This window comes from Sporosarcina luteola, assembly GCF_007991495.1.
GTDB lineage: Bacteria > Bacillota > Bacilli > Bacillales_A > Planococcaceae > Sporosarcina > Sporosarcina luteola.
On the sequence record NZ_BJYL01000016.1, the window covers coordinates 70197 to 88717 of the forward strand.

Sequence of the window (18521 nt, forward strand, 5' to 3'; positions counted from 1 at the left end):
TTATAACATGCATAGGCTTGCTAAGTATTACAGATATGTTTCATTTAGTTCGACATATTTTGCCATCGTTTCAAAGTGTAATCCTTCGGCAATAAAGAAGGATGGTTTTTCCAATGGCGGAGGGTGGTAAATGAAAAAAAGAACGCAACAGCCAGTTTCAGCCATTGCGTTCTTTTCATTCACTTTATTTCTTTTCAGACAACCATTTTGCGACTGCATCCAATTCTTCCCCTTGGATCAAACCGCCAGGCATGCCGTTCGAAGTACCGTTTTCAATGATATCGTGGATTTCATCTTCAGACAGCTCGGATCCGATGTTCGCCAATGCCGGAGCATTTCCACGTCCTTCAAGATTTCCACCATGACAAGTTGCGCAGCTTGATTGGAAAACTTTATCCGCGTCTACACCAGCAGTACTGCCGTCCGTGCCGCTGTCGCTCGCTTTGTCTCCGCCGCCGCACGCACCAAGTACAAGCGTTGCACCAAAGATAACTGCTAAAAGCTTGTTTTTCATTCTTTTTCCTCCTGTCATATAATGCTGTGCTACATCCCTTAGTATACCAAAGGATCGGGATCGTAAACTGTGGTGGGAGTCGTCCATTTTTATCAAATTGATGACAAATTGGAAAGTTTTACACCAACAATCCCTTATTCACCTTTATCCTTTACTATAGACGTAAACGCGGATTTCAAACCTCCAGATTTGGGATGGAAGGTAAATAAAAAAAAGCGCACCGAAGTGCACTCTTTTAAATCAATCAAGCAATGCGCGAACGCAAATACGCGTTGATAAATAGATCGATTTCTCCGTCCATGACCGCGCCAACGTTTCCTGTTTCTTCGTTCGTGCGGTGGTCTTTCACCATGGAATACGGATGGAACACATAAGAACGGATTTGGCTGCCCCAACCGATTTCTTTTTGTTCACCGCGGATTTCAAGGAGTCTTGCTTCTTCCTCTTCGACCTTGATTTGATAAATTTTCGCTTTCAACAAGTTGATGGCGCGTTCCCGGTTTTTAATTTGCGAACGTTCCGTTTGGCATGTAACGATTGCCCCTGTTGGAATATGTGTCATACGAACGGCGGAATCAGTCGTGTTGACGTGCTGTCCACCCGCACCGCTTGAACGGTACGTATCGATTTTGACATCTTCCATTTTCAAATCAATGTCAACATCTCCGTCAAACTCAGGCATTACTTCAATCGAAGAGAATGATGTATGACGACGGCCTGAAGAATCGAATGGAGAAATTCGGACAAGACGGTGAACGCCTTTTTCCGCTTTTAAATAGCCATAAGCATTATGCCCTTTGATTGAAAGCGTGACGGATTTTACTCCCGCCTCATCGCCAGCTTGGTAATCAAGCGTTTCGACTTTAAAGCCTTGTTGCTCAGCCCAACGCGTGTACATGCGAAGCAGCATGGATGCCCAATCTTGGGATTCTGTTCCGCCTGCGCCTGAGTGAATTTCAAGGACTGCATTGTTTTTATCGTATTCATCGCTTAAAAGCATTTGCAAGTCGAAGTCTTCCATTTTTTTCTTGAACTCTTTTAGCTCGCTGAACAATTCTTCCTGTAATTCCTCATCAGCCTCTTCACGAAGCAATTCCAATGTCATTACAAGATTTTCTTGAGTGTCGTTCAGTTCGTTGAATTCGCCGACTGTATCTTTTAATGCGTTTGATTCTGAAATGACTTTTTGCGCAGATTCCTGATTATCCCAGAAGCCTGGTTCGAGCATCACTTCGTCTAGTTCTTGTATACGTGCCTCTTTGTTTTCTAAGTCAAAGAGACCCCCTAAAGTCCGCTAATTTCTTAGCTGTTTTGTCGAGTTCGTTGCGAACATCGGATAATTCCATCATAGTTGTTTCCTCCTGAAAGTAAATTCAATTTGATACAGGATTCCCGCTACAGACAGATGCTTTCCGCGGGCACGGCTTCAGCCGCTTCCCTCGCTGCCTTTCGCACCAATCCTTTGTAATGAACATAAAACGAAACTTCCATCAGCAAACGCATCGGGCGTTTACTGATGGGAGTTAGTATCTCATGATTTTGCCTCAGCAATCAAGCTTTGCCGTGACAGTTTTTGTATTTTTTGCCGCTTCCGCATGGGCAAGGATCGTTACGACCGATGTTGACCGCGCGGCGCACTGGCTTTTTCGTTACTTTTTCTCCGTCCTCTTTCGGGTTGACGGCCTGACCTTTTGCAACTTCCTCACGCTCTAGGTTGTTGCGGATTTCAGCTTTCATGACATATTTCGATGCATCATTTTCTATAGATGCGACCATGTCTTCGAACATTGCAAAGCCTTCGGATTGGTACTCACGAAGCGGATCCGTCTGGCCGTACGCACGCAAGTGAATTCCGTGACGCAATTGGTCCATCGCGTCGATATGATCGGTCCACTTCGAATCGATTGCCCGGAGCAAGACGACTTTTTCGAATTCGCGCATCCGGTCTTCCGACATTTCAGCTTCCTTCTCATTATATCGTTCAATGACCGCATCGTGAATCAATGCCGTCAAATCTTCAGCAGATTTTCCATCCATATCTTCCGCAGTTAAACGGCCTTCCGGCAAAAGGTTTGCGCCTAGGAAATCTTCAAGGCCTTTCAAGTTCCATTCTGTATCCTTTTCGTCCGGTGCATGCATTGCAACTACTCGGTCGATGACATTCGTCAACATGCCTTCAAGCACTTCACGAATATTTTCGGACGCCAATACTTCATTACGTTCTTTGTAAATGATTTCACGCTGCTGGCGCAAGACATCATCGTATTGAAGCAAACGTTTCCGGGAATCAAAGTTATTCCCCTCAACGCGTTTTTGAGCAGATTCCACGGAACGAGACACCATTTTCGACTGAATTGGCGTTGTATCGTCCATTCCAAGCTTCGTCATCATGCCTTTCATTTGCTCGGAACCGAAACGGCGCATCAATTCATCCTCAAGAGAAAGGTAGAACTGTGTCACACCTGGATCCCCTTGACGGCCTGAACGTCCGCGCAGCTGATTATCGATACGACGGGATTCATGCCGCTCTGTACCGATGACCGCTAATCCGCCAACTTCTTGGACGCCTTCGCCAAGCTTGATGTCCGTACCACGGCCCGCCATGTTCGTCGCAATTGTAACGGCGCCTTTTTGACCCGCTTCCAAAATGATTTCCGCTTCACGGCCATGGTTTTTCGCATTCAAAACATTATGCGGAATGCCATACTTCTTCAGGAAGTTCGAAATGATTTCAGACGTTTCAATCGCAACCGTACCGACAAGAACAGGCTGTCCCAACTTATGACGATCCCGGATGTCTTCAGCAACCGCTTTATATTTTCCATCCATTGATGAATAAATCAAATCCGGACGATCATCCCGCGCAATCGGGCGATTCGTCGGAATGGCGATGACATTCATATTGTAAATATTACGGAACTCTTCCTCTTCCGTTTTCGCAGTACCTGTCATTCCGGAAAGCTTGTCATACATACGGAAGAAGTTCTGGAACGTGATCGTCGCGAGCGTCATCGTTTCATTCTGAACTTCCAAGCCTTCCTTCGCCTCAATCGCCTGATGCAAGCCATCGCTGTAACGGCGGCCTTTCATAAGACGGCCTGTGAATGAATCGACGATAATTACTTCGCCCTCTTGGACGACGTAATCGACATCGATATGCATACTTGCATGCGCCTTCAACGATTGGTTGATGGCATGGTTTAATGTCACATGCTTCAAATCGAACAGGTTATCGATGCCAAAAGCTTTCTCCGCCTTATCGACACCAGATTCCGTCAACACGACACCTTTCGTCGACTCATCGTAGGAATAGTCCTCTTCCTTTTTCAACGTCGTCGCAAAACGGTTCGCCAAACGGTAAAGCTCCGCTGATTTTGCGGCTTGTCCTGAAATGATCAACGGTGTACGCGCCTCATCGATCAAAATGGAGTCAACTTCGTCAATGACCGCATAATGGAGCGGCCGCTGCACTTTATGCTCATCATACAACACCATATTGTCACGTAAGTAGTCGAACCCTAACTCATTGTTCGTTGTATACGTAATGTCAGCAGCGTATGCTTCGCGCTTTTCTTCTTTCGACAGGTCGTTCAAGTTCAAACCGACCGTCAAGCCAAGGTATTCAAATAGCTCACCCATCTCATTCGCATCACGGCTCGCTAGGTATTCGTTCACCGTTACGACATGGACGCCTTTTCCTTCAAGCGCATTCAAGTAAACCGAGAGCGTCGACGTTAACGTCTTCCCTTCCCCAGTCTTCATCTCCGCGATATTCCCTTCATTCAACGCGGCAGCACCCATAATTTGTACACGGAACGGATACATGCCAAGAACACGCCGGGATGCTTCACGGACGACAGCAAATGCTTCCGACTGGATATCTTCAATTGATGCTCCGTTCGCAATCCGTTCTTGGAATTCACCTGTCTTCGCTTTCAGCTGTTCGTCGGAAAGCTGTTCCATCTCCGTTGCATATTCTTCAACTCTATCTGCAATATTCTCTAGTCGTTTCAAATCTCTCTTATTCGGATCAAACATTTTATTCAATACGCCTAGCATATAAGTCACATCCTCATTAAGTTCACCCTCCATTTTAACATTGTAAAAAGCACCGTGCAAATAGTCGGAGCCATTTAGAAGGGATTTATTTATATAATTAAATTAAAAACGCATAAAAGACGAAAAAGGCGTATCCTCCCCCACATTTATGCAAACGTAATACTTAATAAGACGTTTAAACGCTTTTAACGTTGCAAACGTCCAGTAACATGTGACCATTGAAAAACCCCTAGACTTCTCCAGGGGTTTGAAAGGACTTATTTAATTCGTTTCAATCAAACCGTACTTCCCGTCTTTACGCTTGTAAACGATGTTTGTACCGTCTGATTCAGAATCCGTGAAAATGTAGAAGTTATGGCCGAGCATGTTCATTTGGAGGATAGCTTCCTCCTGATCCATCGGCTTCAAGTTGAACTGCTTTGTTCGGACTACAGAGAACTCAGTTTCTTCTTGAATCATATCTTCATTGTTGTTCTTATCTTTTTCAACGGATTGCAGGAAGGCTGCGACGCCTTCGCGTTCACGGAATTTCCGGTTCACTCTCGTCTTGTATTTTCGAATTTGACGTTCCAGCTTATCACCGATCAAGTCGATGGCTGCGTACATGTCATCATGGCGTTCTTCGGCGCGGAGTGTCAAATTTTTCATCGGGATTGTAATTTCCACTTTTGTTTGTTTGTCATTATACACTTTCAAATTCACATTTGCAGTTGCAACCGGATCCTCAGCGAAATACCGTTCTACCTTTTGGATCCTCTTCTCGACATACTCACGAATTGCTGGAGTTACCTCAATGTTTTCCCCTCGGATGTTAAAGTCTAGCATAAGAACTCCTCCTTTAATTAACCGTTAATATATACTTCTACATATCCATTTCAATCTCCTTCTTTTATTTGAAGGAAAAATTAAAATCTTGTCGATTTGTGACGAAAATGCATCACAATGGAGTTTTTCAGCTTTTCTTCCCGTCCGTCGGGCCAATTTCAGTTCGCCTGCGCAGTTTCAGCTCATCGACAATCAATTTGGCGACGGAAGGATCTTCAACAAAATCAATACCATATTGGAACCCATCGACTGTATGCTTTTTCCATGCAATCTTTCCATCAATATCGATCGGCGTTTCAAATAAGGTGAATTCAAGCTTTAGATGTATAGAGCCACTCATTCCCTCTACAGGCAAATCGAAACTTGAAATTATTTTCGAGCCGCCAGGGCTAATATCCAACAACAGGCATTTGCCTGGATTGGATTCATTTGTGGACCCTTCCACCAATATTCGAAACGTTGCTTCAAGCGGTGTTCCAAACGAATGCCTGAAATATTCATGGCGCTTGTACAGCATTTCCTTCACCTCATTCTTCATACATTCCTTACATTTAGTATACCAAATGTAAGAATATTTATCGAACTTCAGCCAACTCTTTTGTCCGTCGAATCGTGCCGTCAAGCGTCGAGACGATTTGCTCATTATCGGCGACCGTTGCATGCACGGTCGCATTCACTTCTTCAAGCGATGCGCTTGATTGCGCCAGCAGATCCGCAAATGTTCCAGTCATATGACCGATGTCAGAAGTCTCTTCTGTAACAACCTTCATTTGCGAATCAAACAGTTCGAACTTCTGATGTAACCCGCCCAATGTTTCATGCATTCCCTCGATTTTCTTTTCTGCATCACTCGTCATTGCACCTTGTGCTTTCAATTTCCCGGTGCTCGCCGTCAATATTTGCTGCGATTGGCTGTTCATTTCATTCACATCCATCAAGTTGCTATTGATCTCCAGTAAAGTTTCGGCTGTCATATTCGCCAACTTTCGGATCTCCTCAGCAACGACCGCAAAGCCTTTCCCATGACTTCCAGCACGAGCCGCTTCGATCGACGCATTCAAGGCTAATAAATTCGTCTGCTCCGTAATTGCCGCAATCGATTTCGCCAAACCGTTTGTCCGTTCAATATTTTGTGTAAGCGACCCGAAAGAGCCATTCAGTTCGCCTAACAGCTGCTCGACTTCCTCCATACCAGATCGTACATTGCGCATCAGCCCAACAATTCCGTCCGACTCAGTGCGCAATTCTGCAGCTTCCACATACATCGACTTCGTCTCTTCCCGCATGTCGGCAACGTCCGTTTGCGCCCGTTCCGCGTTTTCGGCAATCATGCCAATATGTTCCGCCTCACGCTCAACGCCCGCCGCAATCGCGTTCATAATTTCAAGCAACTCTTTTTGCGAAGCAAGGTGCCGTTCCGCAGTGTGCCCAATTGACACTAAATCATCTGCCACTTGCTCGACATTGTCATTCAAACTACTGTGCTTCCGTTCCTCTTCCAACGCCTGCGCCTCTCGTTCTGCCGTGAAGCGATTCACCCGTGCCTCCAGTTTCTTCGTCTGCTTAATTTGGATCAGCAGCCCAATTCCCATGAGAAGCAGTGGCAGGATAATACTTCCTTTGCTTGAAGCAATCTGGTCTTGGTAAGGATAGTTCATCAAAAAGACGAGCATTACTACAACCGATAAGCCAAAACCGTACGACATAATACGCATCGACACATGAACACTTGCAATTCCAGCAATGAAAAAAGCGATTCCCGCAGTCGCAATGGAAGGATCCCCGACGATTCCGTTGAAAATAGCTGCTGCCGAGGTGAACCCGATTATTACCCAAGGAAATACTTTTTCAAAAACCGCGGATCTTTTCGATAATAAAAAGAAGAGGATGGACGACAATAAAGGGACCGTCATGCTGATCGTCTTTAACGCATCCTGCCCGGTCAAAAAATAAAAAATCGTGCCGATTAAGCTTGAAGCACCGAGCGTACTAAATAATATGAAATTCTTCTTCGCAAATTGCTCTTGCATCAACTTATCCACATTCTCTGTGTTCACTACCCATTCCCCCTTACCGATTCAGGTAATCAATTTCCCATGTTTTCAATGTATCATGAATAGTCAATTTGTTCCATGTAAAAAAATAGCCCCGAAGAACCTCGGGGCTAGGAGTAAAGCCAACCAGAAAACACCTGATTGACCGCTTATTGCTTTGTATCGTAAAATGTTCCATCCCGCGCTACTTTGCCATACGGGTTGACGTAATTTTTCATATGATCTTTCTTCGATTGAGTCGCGGTAATATCGGAACGAATAAGCTTCATGAAAGCGGAAAGTTCTTTTACGACCTGCTGTTCAAGCGCAACGAGCGCCTTCCCCAATTCTTCTTCTTCCGGTGTGAAGGGAGCAGCAATCTCTGTCTGCAGGGAATCCCGCTCGTCCAAAAGCCGAGTGATTTCCTCAATGACGGCATCCCGATGCTCTTCACCGGTACGGCTCGTTGCCGATAGTAATTGCTGCGCCGTTTCCTGCCACCGGATCATCGCCGGCCGGATCATATTTCGTCCGTATTCGCGTACTGCTTCGTGCGATTGATCTGAATCACTTGCTTCCACGTATCGCGAAACTCCGTAATAATTCCAGCCGCCTCATCATACAGCGCACTGTCATTTTTAATATTGCCTTCAAGCAGGCGATTATTGACAAAATCATAAAGGACCATCATATTTTCGGAAACTTCCACTGACATGTCCAACGTGACCATTAGTTCGGACACAATGGCCTGCGCCTTTTGCGTCGCCGTATTCTTCTCCTCGATATTCCCTTGCTCCATCGCCTTCTTCGCCTGTTGAATAAACTTCAAACAACCATTATATAACATAAGCGTCAACTCGCCTGGCGTCGACGTATTCACCGAATTGTTCTGGTACGTTGCGTATGGATTGTTTATTGCCATAGGTTGCATATCTCCTTTTAAGGGATTGTCATGAAAAACAGATTCCCTCTTACTTGCTATTTTTACTGCCCGCCAAGTGCACTCATAAGACTTGCGGACTGAGCATTTGCTCTCTGAATAGCGGTTTCCATTGCCGTGAATTGCTTCCAAAGTCGATTTTCGGTCATTTTTAAACGGTCTTCAAAACGCTCGATTTGTTTGTTCATTTCGTTCAACGTCTTACCAAGTGTAAAGGTGTCATTAACAGCGCCAACTTTACCAGCACGTTTTGCAATGGAACTTTGAGCTTCATCAACAGCCGTACGTAATTGTCGGGCCAGCCCATTATTTTTAGTAGGATCCGCATCTTTACTAGCATCATTTGCAAATAGTTCGTGAACTTTATTCGGATCTTCAGCAATTGCTTTTTTCAATTCATCCTCATTGATAACCAATTTACCATTTTCCAAATAGGCAGATGAGGTCGTAATTCCAATATCCTTCAGAGACATTCCGTTCACTGAACCCATCATCGCAGTTCGCATTTTTGTAAGCATTGTGGAAATTTCTGAGTCATTACGCAATGTACCACTTTTCGCCTTTTCTTCCCAAAGCTCAATCTCTTTCTCTTTCATATCCTTTTTCTGTTCAGCGGAAAGCGGTTGGAAGTCACGATATTTTGGTTCACGGATTTGTTTATTCAAATCTTCGATGAGTTTATTATATTCGTCAACATATTTCACGACTGAATCAAAGATTTTGTCGGTGTCGGGAGATGAGTTGAAAGTGATTGTTTTACCACTCTCTGTTACTTGTTTTAAGTTTATTTCAAAACCATTGATTTGGAATGTGTTTGAAGAACGCTCTGTTTTTAGTCCGTTATAAGTGAAGCTTGCATTTTGCCCATTTGAAGATTCTTTATTGATCTTTAATGCTTCTGCAAGGTCCCCTTCGATTTTCAAAGTTCCTGATCCGCTTTGTTTAGCTGAAATAGCAATACTACCCGTGAATTCATCGTAAAAGGCACTCAACCCTGTAGTTTGATTGATTTGTGTAATTGCCGCTCCAATTGAATCATCTAAAGAAAGCTTCACTTCTTGTGCTTTATCTGAACCAGGTACCGATACGTTTAAAGTAACAAAACCATCCGTTGATTTAATTCCTTCAAGCGCTGATAATTTTGTTGTATTCACTTCATCCGATGTTAATTTCTTACCGCCGATTGTAATTTCTCCGCCTTGCAAAGTAGCATTCTTCGCCAATTGATGAATTTCAAGGGTTCCTGAGAAATCACTTGTAGAAGTTAAATTCTTTATAGACACGTGATCCGGCGATGAAACACTTACATTCTTCGCCTGAAAATTCGTCGAAAGAATCATGTTGCTGAACGTACTCTGGCTAAAATCAAACAATTGACGGTTCACTGCTCGATAATCATCCAACTGCCATTCCAAATACTGCTTCTTCTGTGTAATCTTATCCAACGGGATACGATTTGCTGTCATCATATCCTTGATAATTTGTTCTGTATCCATGCCTGTCGCTAATCCACTAATTCGCATTGTTTTTACTACCTCCTCAGATTTTACGGTCGATGAGCAATCCGACAAACTCCTTCATTGCTGCATAAATATCCATAAGCTTTTTCGAAGGAATCTCTCGGACTACTTCGTCTGTTTTTGAGTCAACAATTGTCACATAGTATTCTTTCAGTTCATCGTGCATTTTGAAACGTAATTGTGTGTTGACGCTCTCCAGGAACTTATTCATACTATCGGTCATTTGTTGCGCCTTTTCAACCGGTAGTTGTTTTTCTTCGGCCGATTGTTGCTGGACATTTGCTGAAATCGCTTGTACTTCCGCTACCGTTCCCCCCGTGTCCGGCGCTGCGCTTTCTACCTTTGCTCCGACTTGCTGTGTGACAGTTCCTCCCCCAATTCGTCCAACCATACATCCCAAACCTCCCTGTAATTAAGAAATTCATTACCTTTAATATCGGCTGACTCCCGAAAAAGTTGAGTATGTAGTTTGGAAAATCGGCAATAAAAAAGCGTTACCTTCTCCACCCTCCCAATTATTTCCTTAGTTTCTCTATAAAGTGTAGTGTTTTTATGCCGAAAATAAACTAGTGATTTATTATACAACAAAGAGAGGGATGAACAGCTGTGTTCAAATCCATTAAAACAAAGATCATAACGACGGTCATTGCCCTATTCCTCATCGGTATATCTGCAATTACTGTCAGCAATAATTACCAGGTGAAAGTAAAAACCCAAGACAGCGTAATTCAATCGAGCGAAGCGCTAGTCAATGGGATGAGCAATGCTGTTGAAAACTTCTTCGGTCAATACGGAAAAGGGATTGAGTATTTAGCGTCGACGAATACTTTACGAAATGATGAAGCGTTCAATTCCAGTGAAATGCGCGATACGATGCAACAATTCCTTTCCATCTATTCAGAAGCATTTTCGATTTATTACGCATTACCGAACAAGGAATTTATAGCTTATCCGTCTATGAAGGTCGGGAGTGATTTTGATCCCACAATTCGGGATTGGTATAAAGACGCGACACAATCGACGGATCAAGTGATTTGGTCACAGCCATATGAAGATGCATCGAGCAATGAACTAGTCGTCACTGCCTCGAAAGCCGTTCTTTCAAATGGCATTGTCGTTGGGGTCGTCGGCTTTGATATTAAGCTTTCTGTTTTAAATGATATGATCGCCAACAATGAACTCGGTCATGAAGGCATCCCTTATGTGCTCGACAGTGAAGGAAATGTCATCGTGCATCCGACCTTGCGTGGTGAAAACGTTAAAGAGCGTCCAGATATGAAAGAAGTTTATACTTCCGAGTCAGGCGAAGTCCGATTCACCGACTTGGACACAGGTATTGATAGACTTAATATTTTCGCGACGATACCAGGGTTAGATTGGAAGGTCGGGGCAGTTTACGAAGAAAAGAATATTAATGCATTGGCGAGTGAATTGCGTACGTCCATGCTGATTGTTTCAGCCGTTATGGTTATAGCGATCATTATTGCACTTTATTTCATCATCAATCGAATTGTAAAGCCGATCCGTTCGATTAAAGATATGATGAATACTGTTTCACATGGAGATTTAACCGTTCGCACGGAAATTAAAACAAAGGACGAGATCGGGGACTTAGGACTGCATTTTAATACGATGATCGATCACACGAACGCCATTATAACGACGGTTCATGAGTCTGCCAAAAATGTCATGATGAATTCCGAATCATTAAGTGCAGTGGCGGAAGAAACGAGCGCATCCAGTACGGAAGTTGCTTTTGCCGTCGCTGAAATTGCAAAAGGTGCCTCGAAATCGGCAGAAGATGCTGAACTGGTATCGGAGAGAGCCGAGCGTTTAGGGTCGCAAATCGAAAAAATCATCGAAAAAGCAGAAGTGATGAATGACATCGCTAGAAATACAGGAGCGATGAATACGGAAGGTCGAGGCCGGATGAATGAAATGAAATCTTCCTTCACCAATTGGCAAACCGATTTGCAATCAATGGCGAATGTAATCGGCACGTTAAGTGAAAAAGTGAAAGCGATCGGCGGAGTAATGGAAACAATCACAGAAATCTCCGCGCAAACGAACTTGCTCGCGTTAAATGCAAGTATCGAAGCGGCTCGTGCCGGCGAACATGGGAAAGGCTTCGCCGTCGTAGCGGAAGAAGTTCGGAAACTCGCAGAACAATCCGCCCGGTCAACGGATGAAGTAAAAGCAACTGTCCAAGAACTCCAGATGGAATCTACCATCGTCACCGAGAATATGAACACGACAATCCAGAATTTCAACCATCAGAGCTCTGTCGTTCAGGAGACTGAAATGGCGTTTGGCACAATTTCCTCTCTTATGGATGACATGCAAATCGCCATTGAAGAAGTGACAGGCGAAATCGAACGGGTCGCTACGTATAAGGATGAAGTGGCGCAAACAATCCAAACGATGGCAGCTACATCAGAAGAAACTGCCGCGGCTTGCGAAGAAGTGAGTGCTTCGACCGACGAACAACTACACGCAATTCAATCGGTAGCGAATTCAGCTGAAATCTTGACGAGGCTTAGCGAAGAACTAAGCGCCGCTGTCGAGCATTTCAAGATTTAATCATACAAAAGCATGTGGAGAAGATTTTCTTCACATGCTTTTTTGTTTATTAAAACTAAATCACTTCCCGCAAGCATTTACAAACGACTCGAAGACCCGCAGCGACATTGCATCACCATTCTTCGCCAACTCCTCCGGATGCCATTGCACGCCAATGACAAATGTATGCTCCGTGCTTTCCACAGCCTCTATGATGCCATCATTCGCCGCTGCCGAAGCGATGAGCGGCCTCGCGACATCCTTCACAGCTTGATGGTGGAATGAATTCACCCGAATCAAATCCTTCCCCGCAATCGCTTGCAGCTTTGTCTTCGGCTCGACTTTCACATCATGCGCTGCGTAACGTCTCTTCGACAACTGCTTATGCTGCACTAACGGTTTTTCATACTGCGCGGTCATGTCTTGATAAACTCCACCGCCAAACACAACATTCAACAACTGCATGCCGCGGCAAATTCCTAAAAGCGGCTTATTCGCATTCAGCATCTGCCTTGCAAGCAGCAACTCTGCCGAATCCCGTTCTGGTGTCACCTTCCCAAGTTGCGGATGCGGATCCTCCCCGAAATGAACCGGATCCACATCCTCCCCACCCGTCAACACCAACCCGTCAAGCACACTCGCCACCCGTTGAACGTCTTCGTCAATCCCAGTCGGCACAATGAACGGCACTCCCCCGGCCCGAACAATCGCCTCAATATAAGAAGACCCAAGCGTTTGCGTCCCCGCATCATTTACATCCGTTGTCACCCCAATGATCGGCTTCAATCCATTTCCCCCTTTGTCAAAAATGGCGGGTAGCCTCCAAAGAAGACTGCCCGCCAAGGTTGTTACTTACTATTGTAATCATTTTATTTCGAATTGTAAATTAGGTTCTGAGGGGGCTCTGCGGGTATCGATCATTTCCCGAGTTATATTGTCATTTTATGACCTTTGACCTACAAGGAAATATAATTAAAATGAAAACACCTCCTGCTCAGTTTCACTCGGAAACCGGGTAGGAGGTGTTTTGTTTCATTACTAATTTGCAATCGCTTTCTTTAAAACTTTCACATCTAATGTTAGTGCGTCTACTTGGGCAATGACAGATTTAGTTGGAACAGCGGATTCTTTAAACGTTGCAAGTTGCTCTTTAATTTCAACGATACTCTCAATATTCGCAGCAACTTGTGCGGAAATGGAATCCAATTTTGTATCCACTTCGGCAAATTTACTTCTCGTAAACGCTTCAAGTTTGTCGAACCGCTCATACAATGGTTGAATTGCTTCGTGAATAACAGACTGCAACATTTCTTTCAATTCATTACTCAAGATAATCCTCCTTTCTTATAGTATCTATTTGTTCAATCTCAGTTGTTCGTTATTATTTATCATAACATTTTCTTCATCAAAAACGGATATACAATATAAGGTATAAATCTATTCATCACCAAACCGCAATCGATCCATCCGTCCGCGCTTCAGTCCCTCCTGATAGGACGCCCGTTTCCGGGTCACGCCAAATGATTTGGCCTCGCCCGAAAGAACCACCGTCCAAAGTCGGAACGATTTGATGCCCTAACCGAGTTAGCGCCTGGGCGATATGGTTCGGGAAGTTCGGTTCAACAGTCACTTTATTCCCTTCAATCCATTGCCAACGCGGTGCGTCAAGCGTCGCCTGTGGATTCAGATGATAGTCGACCGTGTTGACGACGACTTGAAAATGGCCTTGCGGCTGCATGAATCCACCCATGATGCCGAACGGACCGACCGCTTGTCCATCCTTCGTCAAGAATCCAGGGATGATGGTGTTGTATGTACGTTTGCCTGGCTTCAAGACGTTTGGGTGCGTTGGATCTAGCGAAAAGTCCACACCGCGGTTTTGCATCGCGATGCCTGTCCCAGGTACGACGACTCCAGACCCGAAGCCCATATAATTCGACTGGATGAATGAAACCATATTGCCCTCTTCATCCGCAGTCGCCAAATAGATTGTTCCGCTTCTTGGCAGCTCGTACGGCTCGGGAACTGTTGCACGCGCTTTAATTTCCGCCGCCCGCTTTTTCGCATATTCCTTCGACAGCAATTGTTCCACGTCAATCGGCATATCTTTTTCTTCTGTAATGAAAGCTTTTCCGTCAATGAAAGCAAGTTTCATCGCCTCGATCTGTTCATGCAGCGACTGCACGTCACCAGAAATTGCCGGATTCATTTCAGAGAAGATATTAAGCGCCATGAGCGTCACTAACCCTTGCCCGTTCGGCGGAATTTCCCATACGTCATAGCCTTTATAATTCGTGGAAATCGGATCAACCCATTCAGCTTTGTAGTTTTCAAGGTCGGATTTCCGTAAATAACCGTTGTTTTCCGCAACATGCGCAGCGATTCGATCCGCAAGTTCCCCTCTGTAGAAGGACTCTGCATTCGTATCACCAATTGCCCGCAATGTTTGCGCGTGTCCTGGAGACTTCCACATTTCTCCGATTTCAGGAGCCCGCCCGTCCGGGGCAAACGTTTTGAACCATTCCTCGAATTCAGCGGAATCGAGCGATTTGAATCGATTATAAGCGATTTTCCAATACTTCCCCAAAATCGGCGTGAGTGGATACCCTTCTTCTGCATAGCGGATCGCAGGCGCAAGCGAATCGCTCAACGGCAGATTCCCGAACCGTTTCGCTAGCTCCGCCCAAGCTGCCGGGACTCCTGGAACTGTAATCGGTGTGAAGCCGAAAGTCGGAATTTTCTCGTGCCCCGCCGCTTTCATCGCGTCTAGCGTCAATGCTTCCGGCGCAGGTCCTGATGCATTCAAGCCGTACAGCTTATCTTTCATCCAAACAATCGCGAACGCATCGCCGCCGATTCCATTCGTTGTCGGCTCGACGACGGTTAGTGCTGCGGCCGTCGCAATCGCTGCATCTACTGCATTTCCGCCCTTCTGCATCACTTCAATGCCCGCTTGAGACGCCAGTGGCTGCGATGTCGCCACCATTCCTTTTCGTGCGAATACAGTGTGGCGCGTTGTCGTTGATGGGTTGTATAAATAATCCATGAAAACTCCCCCGTTTTTATTCTATTATACGATACTTTCCGACAAGTGGATTAAAACTTTAGAATAATTGATTTTTATTTAGAAATAAAAAAAATCCGCCAGATACAGATTGCATCTTTGCGGAATTGATTTTGAGAATAGCTAGACTATAAAACTTTTTTCAAACGATGGACTTCTGCTTGGGTTGATAAAAGTGATGAGTTTAAAACTTCAAATTTTGCATCGATTGTTCCCACTTTATCCTCTAGTCGTTTAACATCTTCTTTTAAGACCTTGACATCAGCTTTCACTTCTTGAATATCTTCTTTCAACTCAGTTTTTGTTTCTTTCAACTGGTGAGATAGCTCCAAAATCGCTTGTAAGATCGCTTCTTGGCTTACGGATGAACTCATTTTCTTCAGCTCCCTCTTCTCAATTTACGGACGTCTTTTCTGTCTATCCATCATAACACGAAATCTGATGACAATCCTCTATAAATCGACAAAAAAGGACGGCTAAAAAAGCCGTCCCTTCTATGTGATCTTCTTATTTTAAAAAGTCTGGTTGTGCAAAAGCAGGGTTTGGATATTTATAGAAACCTTCGCCTGTTTCCCGGCCAAGCTTTCCTTTATCGATATATTCTTCTTTCAAGAGATCAGCTACTTTCTGGGCTTCCGGGTTACCGGTCGCTTGAGCTTTTGCTGATACGATATTGTAGGCAGTCGTTACGCCGACAACGTCCAAAATAGCGAATGGGCCTAAAGGTGCCCCTGTCCCGATCATCCATGTTTTGTCGATCGTTTCGACATCAGCGATTTCCCTTGCGAGCAACGTCTGTCCAGCATCCAAAAATGGCACTAGAAGTGAGTTCAAAATATAGCCTGGCTGCTCTTTATGCAATGGCAATGCTACCATGCCAATCGCTTTTGCAAATTCAATGACTTCGTTGAACACTGATTCGTCCGTTCCCGGATGTTTCATCACTTCAGCTGTGTTGTTTTTCCAAATTTCATTTGCAAAGTGAAGTGCTAAAAACTTCGCAGGACGTCCTGTTGCTTCAGCGAACTGACTTGGCAATAAAGTCGATGAGTTCGTAGCGAACACTGTTTTTTCAGGTGCAACTTGTCCTAATTTCTCGTAAAAATCGGTTTTAATGCTGACAACTTCAGGAATCGCTTCAATCACAAGATCCGCGTTTTCAACAGCCTTTGCAAGATCGCTATTGAATGAAATTCGTCCAAATGCCGAATCTACATCTGCGTCTGTCGCGCTCATATCCGCCTTATAAACCTCTTTCAACTTCGTAATTCGTTCTTTCGCCTTATTCAACGCCTCGTCATTAATATCATAAACCGAAACATTGAAGCCTTTAAATGCTGTCTGATAAGCGATTTGGCTGCCTAAAACGCCGCTTCCTGCCACCGTGACATTTTTGAATTCCATCATTATCTGCTCCTTTCAATCTATAACCAACGAACTATTATCATTATATAACAATAATAATTCCTCGACATCTATTTTGCCTACGACTATCCGTTATCATTCATTCCCTTTTTGTAAAGATGTAACCTTCCTTGCAGTGACATCCATTTCTTCAGCCACGGTTCGACTATCGACAGTCAAATTATCGATGATTTTGCTCATCTCCTGCAAATTAGCAGAGTTCTCTTCTATAATCGCCGCAAAATTGTTCGTGGCATCTTCAATTTCCGAAGACTGCCCAATCATTTGATTGGAAGAAGAGGCGAATTGGACAAGCCCTTCATCCAAATGTTCGAGTGTTGATGTGATCTTTAAAATCTGGTTTGAAACCTGTTCTGTCGTCAGCGTATTTTGCTCAATTTTCTCGCTGCTCTCCGCCATTTTTGTAAAGGCAGCGCGATTGCTTACATTCAACTCGGATAAATTAGCTGTAATTTTCTCCGTCGTCTCATTCGTCACCTCAGCCAATTTCCGGATTTCTTCAGCGACGACCGCGAATCCTTTGCCTGCTTCCCCAGCCCGAGCCGCTTCAATCGACGCATTAAGGGCAAGTAAGTTCGTTTGTTCTGTAATTCCTTTAATAAGAGCCGTAAATTCATTCGTCTCTTTCAATTTATCGGATAAAGAAAGATACGTTTCGTGTAAATCAGCAATGTTTTTCTTCAATATAGCCATGTCTGTGGACAAAACGTCAATTTGCCTGTTCCCTTCAACTGCCACGCCATTCGCTTCACTTGAGTCTCTTTTTAAGCCATTCGCCAACTCGAACAGGGAAGCGATGCCATCTCTCATGGAGACAGAGTTTTGGGCAATCGCTGAAATTTGATCCGCCTGTGACTGGCTGCCGTCCGCCATCTCATCGACAACGACTGACATATTGTTCTGCGAAGCCATATTTTGCTGAATGCGTTCATTCATGCCTGAAATGCTGTCGATAATTCCCGCTACATTCTTTTCCAAAATAGCTTTTTCATTCTCCTGCCTTTTTGCATCTTCAGCAAACTCTTGCGTATAAGCCGCAACTTGCCTGAATTGTCCGGTTGTCAATCGCATAATGACGATGAACATGAACCCGAGAAGTATGTATAGAAGGAGAACATAACTGAATAATGACCTTACCAACTCTTCAGAAGTCGTCAACTGATTGGTGAACAACAGGACATACCCATAAATATAACCAAAAAGGAACGTTGGTAACTTCAACTGAACCGCAGAAAAAATCGCCAAGAACAGGACAATCACTATCGTCTTCATAGTCCCGCCATATACGATATTTACAATCAAAGCCATTGTGTACACATGAAAAATAACCGCGTACGGATACCAATTCGGTTTCTTCAAAAACTTAGCGAAAAGGAAATAATAAACGACGACACCCAAAAAATCGATACCATATATAATCGTCTGTCCTACATCTTTCGTCACAGCAGCCAACAAAACCGCTGCAAATAATGTGATTCCCATCGTAATCACCATTAACCGGTTCTTTTTCATCAAATCTTTCAAAACCAACTGCTCAATCGTCTGCACCATATTGCCCCCTTATTACTAGTCTATATTCTTA

At 44.3% G+C, this 18521-nt stretch carries 17 protein-coding genes; 1 reads left to right on the forward strand and 16 read right to left on the reverse strand.

Annotated elements, in window-relative coordinates; translation table 11 throughout:
• Window positions 1-184 precede the first annotated feature (184 nt).
• The 10 genes from cccB to flaG form a co-directional block, all read right to left on the reverse strand.
• On the reverse strand, window positions 185-514 hold the full coding sequence (gene cccB / locus SLU01_RS06350) for a cytochrome c551 (protein WP_147056436.1): 330 nt from the start codon (window positions 512-514) through the stop codon (window positions 185-187).
• Between the two features lie 244 nt (window positions 515-758).
• Window positions 759-1860, reverse strand: a protein-coding gene (gene prfB / locus SLU01_RS06355) for a peptide chain release factor 2 (protein ID WP_147056631.1) whose coding sequence is annotated in 2 segments (ribosomal slippage) — window positions 759-1787 and window positions 1789-1860 — 1101 coding nt in all. Because the reading frame shifts where the segments join, the coding sequence is not laid out codon by codon here.
• Between the two features lie 205 nt (window positions 1861-2065).
• Window positions 2066-4573 carry a preprotein translocase subunit SecA gene (gene secA, locus SLU01_RS06360; RefSeq protein WP_147056438.1) on the reverse strand — a complete coding sequence of 836 codons (2508 nt, stop codon included), beginning with the start codon at window positions 4571-4573 and terminating at the stop codon, window positions 2066-2068.
• Between the two features lie 261 nt (window positions 4574-4834).
• Window positions 4835-5398 (reverse strand): ribosome hibernation-promoting factor, HPF/YfiA family, encoded by a 564-nt coding sequence (hpf, locus tag SLU01_RS06365; protein WP_147056440.1) that lies wholly within the window; start codon window positions 5396-5398, stop codon window positions 4835-4837.
• Window positions 5399-5525: 127 nt separating this feature from the next.
• On the reverse strand, window positions 5526-5915 hold the full coding sequence (locus SLU01_RS06370) for a PilZ domain-containing protein (RefSeq protein ID WP_170232612.1): 390 nt from the start codon (window positions 5913-5915) through the stop codon (window positions 5526-5528).
• Window positions 5916-5973: 58 nt separating this feature from the next.
• Window positions 5974-7455 (reverse strand): methyl-accepting chemotaxis protein, encoded by a 1482-nt coding sequence (locus tag SLU01_RS06375; protein ID WP_147056444.1) that lies wholly within the window; start codon window positions 7453-7455, stop codon window positions 5974-5976.
• 146 nt (window positions 7456-7601) lie between these two features.
• Window positions 7602-8012, reverse strand: coding sequence for a flagellar protein FliT (fliT, locus tag SLU01_RS06380; RefSeq protein ID WP_147056446.1), 411 nt, complete (start codon window positions 8010-8012; stop codon window positions 7602-7604).
• Entirely contained in the window at window positions 7952-8353 is a 402-nt protein-coding gene (gene fliS, locus SLU01_RS06385; RefSeq protein WP_147056448.1) for a flagellar export chaperone FliS, read from the reverse strand. Before fliS ends, fliT begins: the two co-directional genes overlap by 61 nt.
• Window positions 8354-8415: 62 nt before the next feature.
• A complete protein-coding gene (locus SLU01_RS06390; RefSeq protein WP_147056449.1) occupies window positions 8416-9894 on the reverse strand; it encodes a flagellar hook-associated protein 2 in 1479 nt (492 codons plus the stop codon).
• Window positions 9895-9910: 16 nt separating this feature from the next.
• The gene (gene flaG / locus SLU01_RS06395; RefSeq protein WP_147056450.1) at window positions 9911-10282 is read right to left on the reverse strand and encodes a flagellar protein FlaG; all 372 of its coding nucleotides are present in this window, start codon (window positions 10280-10282) and stop codon (window positions 9911-9913) included.
• A gap of 215 nt (window positions 10283-10497) precedes the next feature.
• Here flaG and SLU01_RS06400 point away from each other — a divergent pair, with 215 nt between their 5' ends.
• On the forward strand, window positions 10498-12471 hold the full coding sequence (locus tag SLU01_RS06400; protein WP_147056451.1) for a methyl-accepting chemotaxis protein: 1974 nt from the start codon (window positions 10498-10500) through the stop codon (window positions 12469-12471).
• 60 nt (window positions 12472-12531) lie between these two features.
• Here the strand turns inward: SLU01_RS06400 and SLU01_RS06405 are convergent, their stop codons facing one another.
• The 6 genes from SLU01_RS06405 to SLU01_RS06430 form a co-directional block, all read right to left on the reverse strand.
• Window positions 12532-13236 (reverse strand): gamma-glutamyl-gamma-aminobutyrate hydrolase family protein, encoded by a 705-nt coding sequence (locus SLU01_RS06405; protein WP_147056452.1) that lies wholly within the window; start codon window positions 13234-13236, stop codon window positions 12532-12534.
• Between the two features lie 252 nt (window positions 13237-13488).
• A complete protein-coding gene (locus SLU01_RS06410; RefSeq protein WP_147056455.1) occupies window positions 13489-13779 on the reverse strand; it encodes a hypothetical protein in 291 nt (96 codons plus the stop codon).
• Window positions 13780-13894: 115 nt separating this feature from the next.
• Window positions 13895-15496: a gamma-glutamyltransferase family protein gene (locus SLU01_RS06415; RefSeq protein WP_147056457.1), complete on the reverse strand. Its 1602-nt coding sequence runs from the start codon at window positions 15494-15496 to the stop codon at window positions 13895-13897.
• Window positions 15497-15642: 146 nt separating this feature from the next.
• The gene (locus SLU01_RS06420) at window positions 15643-15888 is read right to left on the reverse strand and encodes a hypothetical protein (RefSeq protein WP_147056459.1); all 246 of its coding nucleotides are present in this window, start codon (window positions 15886-15888) and stop codon (window positions 15643-15645) included.
• Between the two features lie 133 nt (window positions 15889-16021).
• Window positions 16022-16918: a 3-hydroxyacyl-CoA dehydrogenase gene (locus SLU01_RS06425; protein WP_147056461.1), complete on the reverse strand. Its 897-nt coding sequence runs from the start codon at window positions 16916-16918 to the stop codon at window positions 16022-16024.
• 96 nt (window positions 16919-17014) lie between these two features.
• Complete coding sequence (locus SLU01_RS06430) at window positions 17015-18490, reverse strand: methyl-accepting chemotaxis protein (RefSeq protein WP_147056463.1); 1476 nt, start codon at window positions 18488-18490, stop codon at window positions 17015-17017.
• Window positions 18491-18521: the final 31 nt, after the last annotated feature.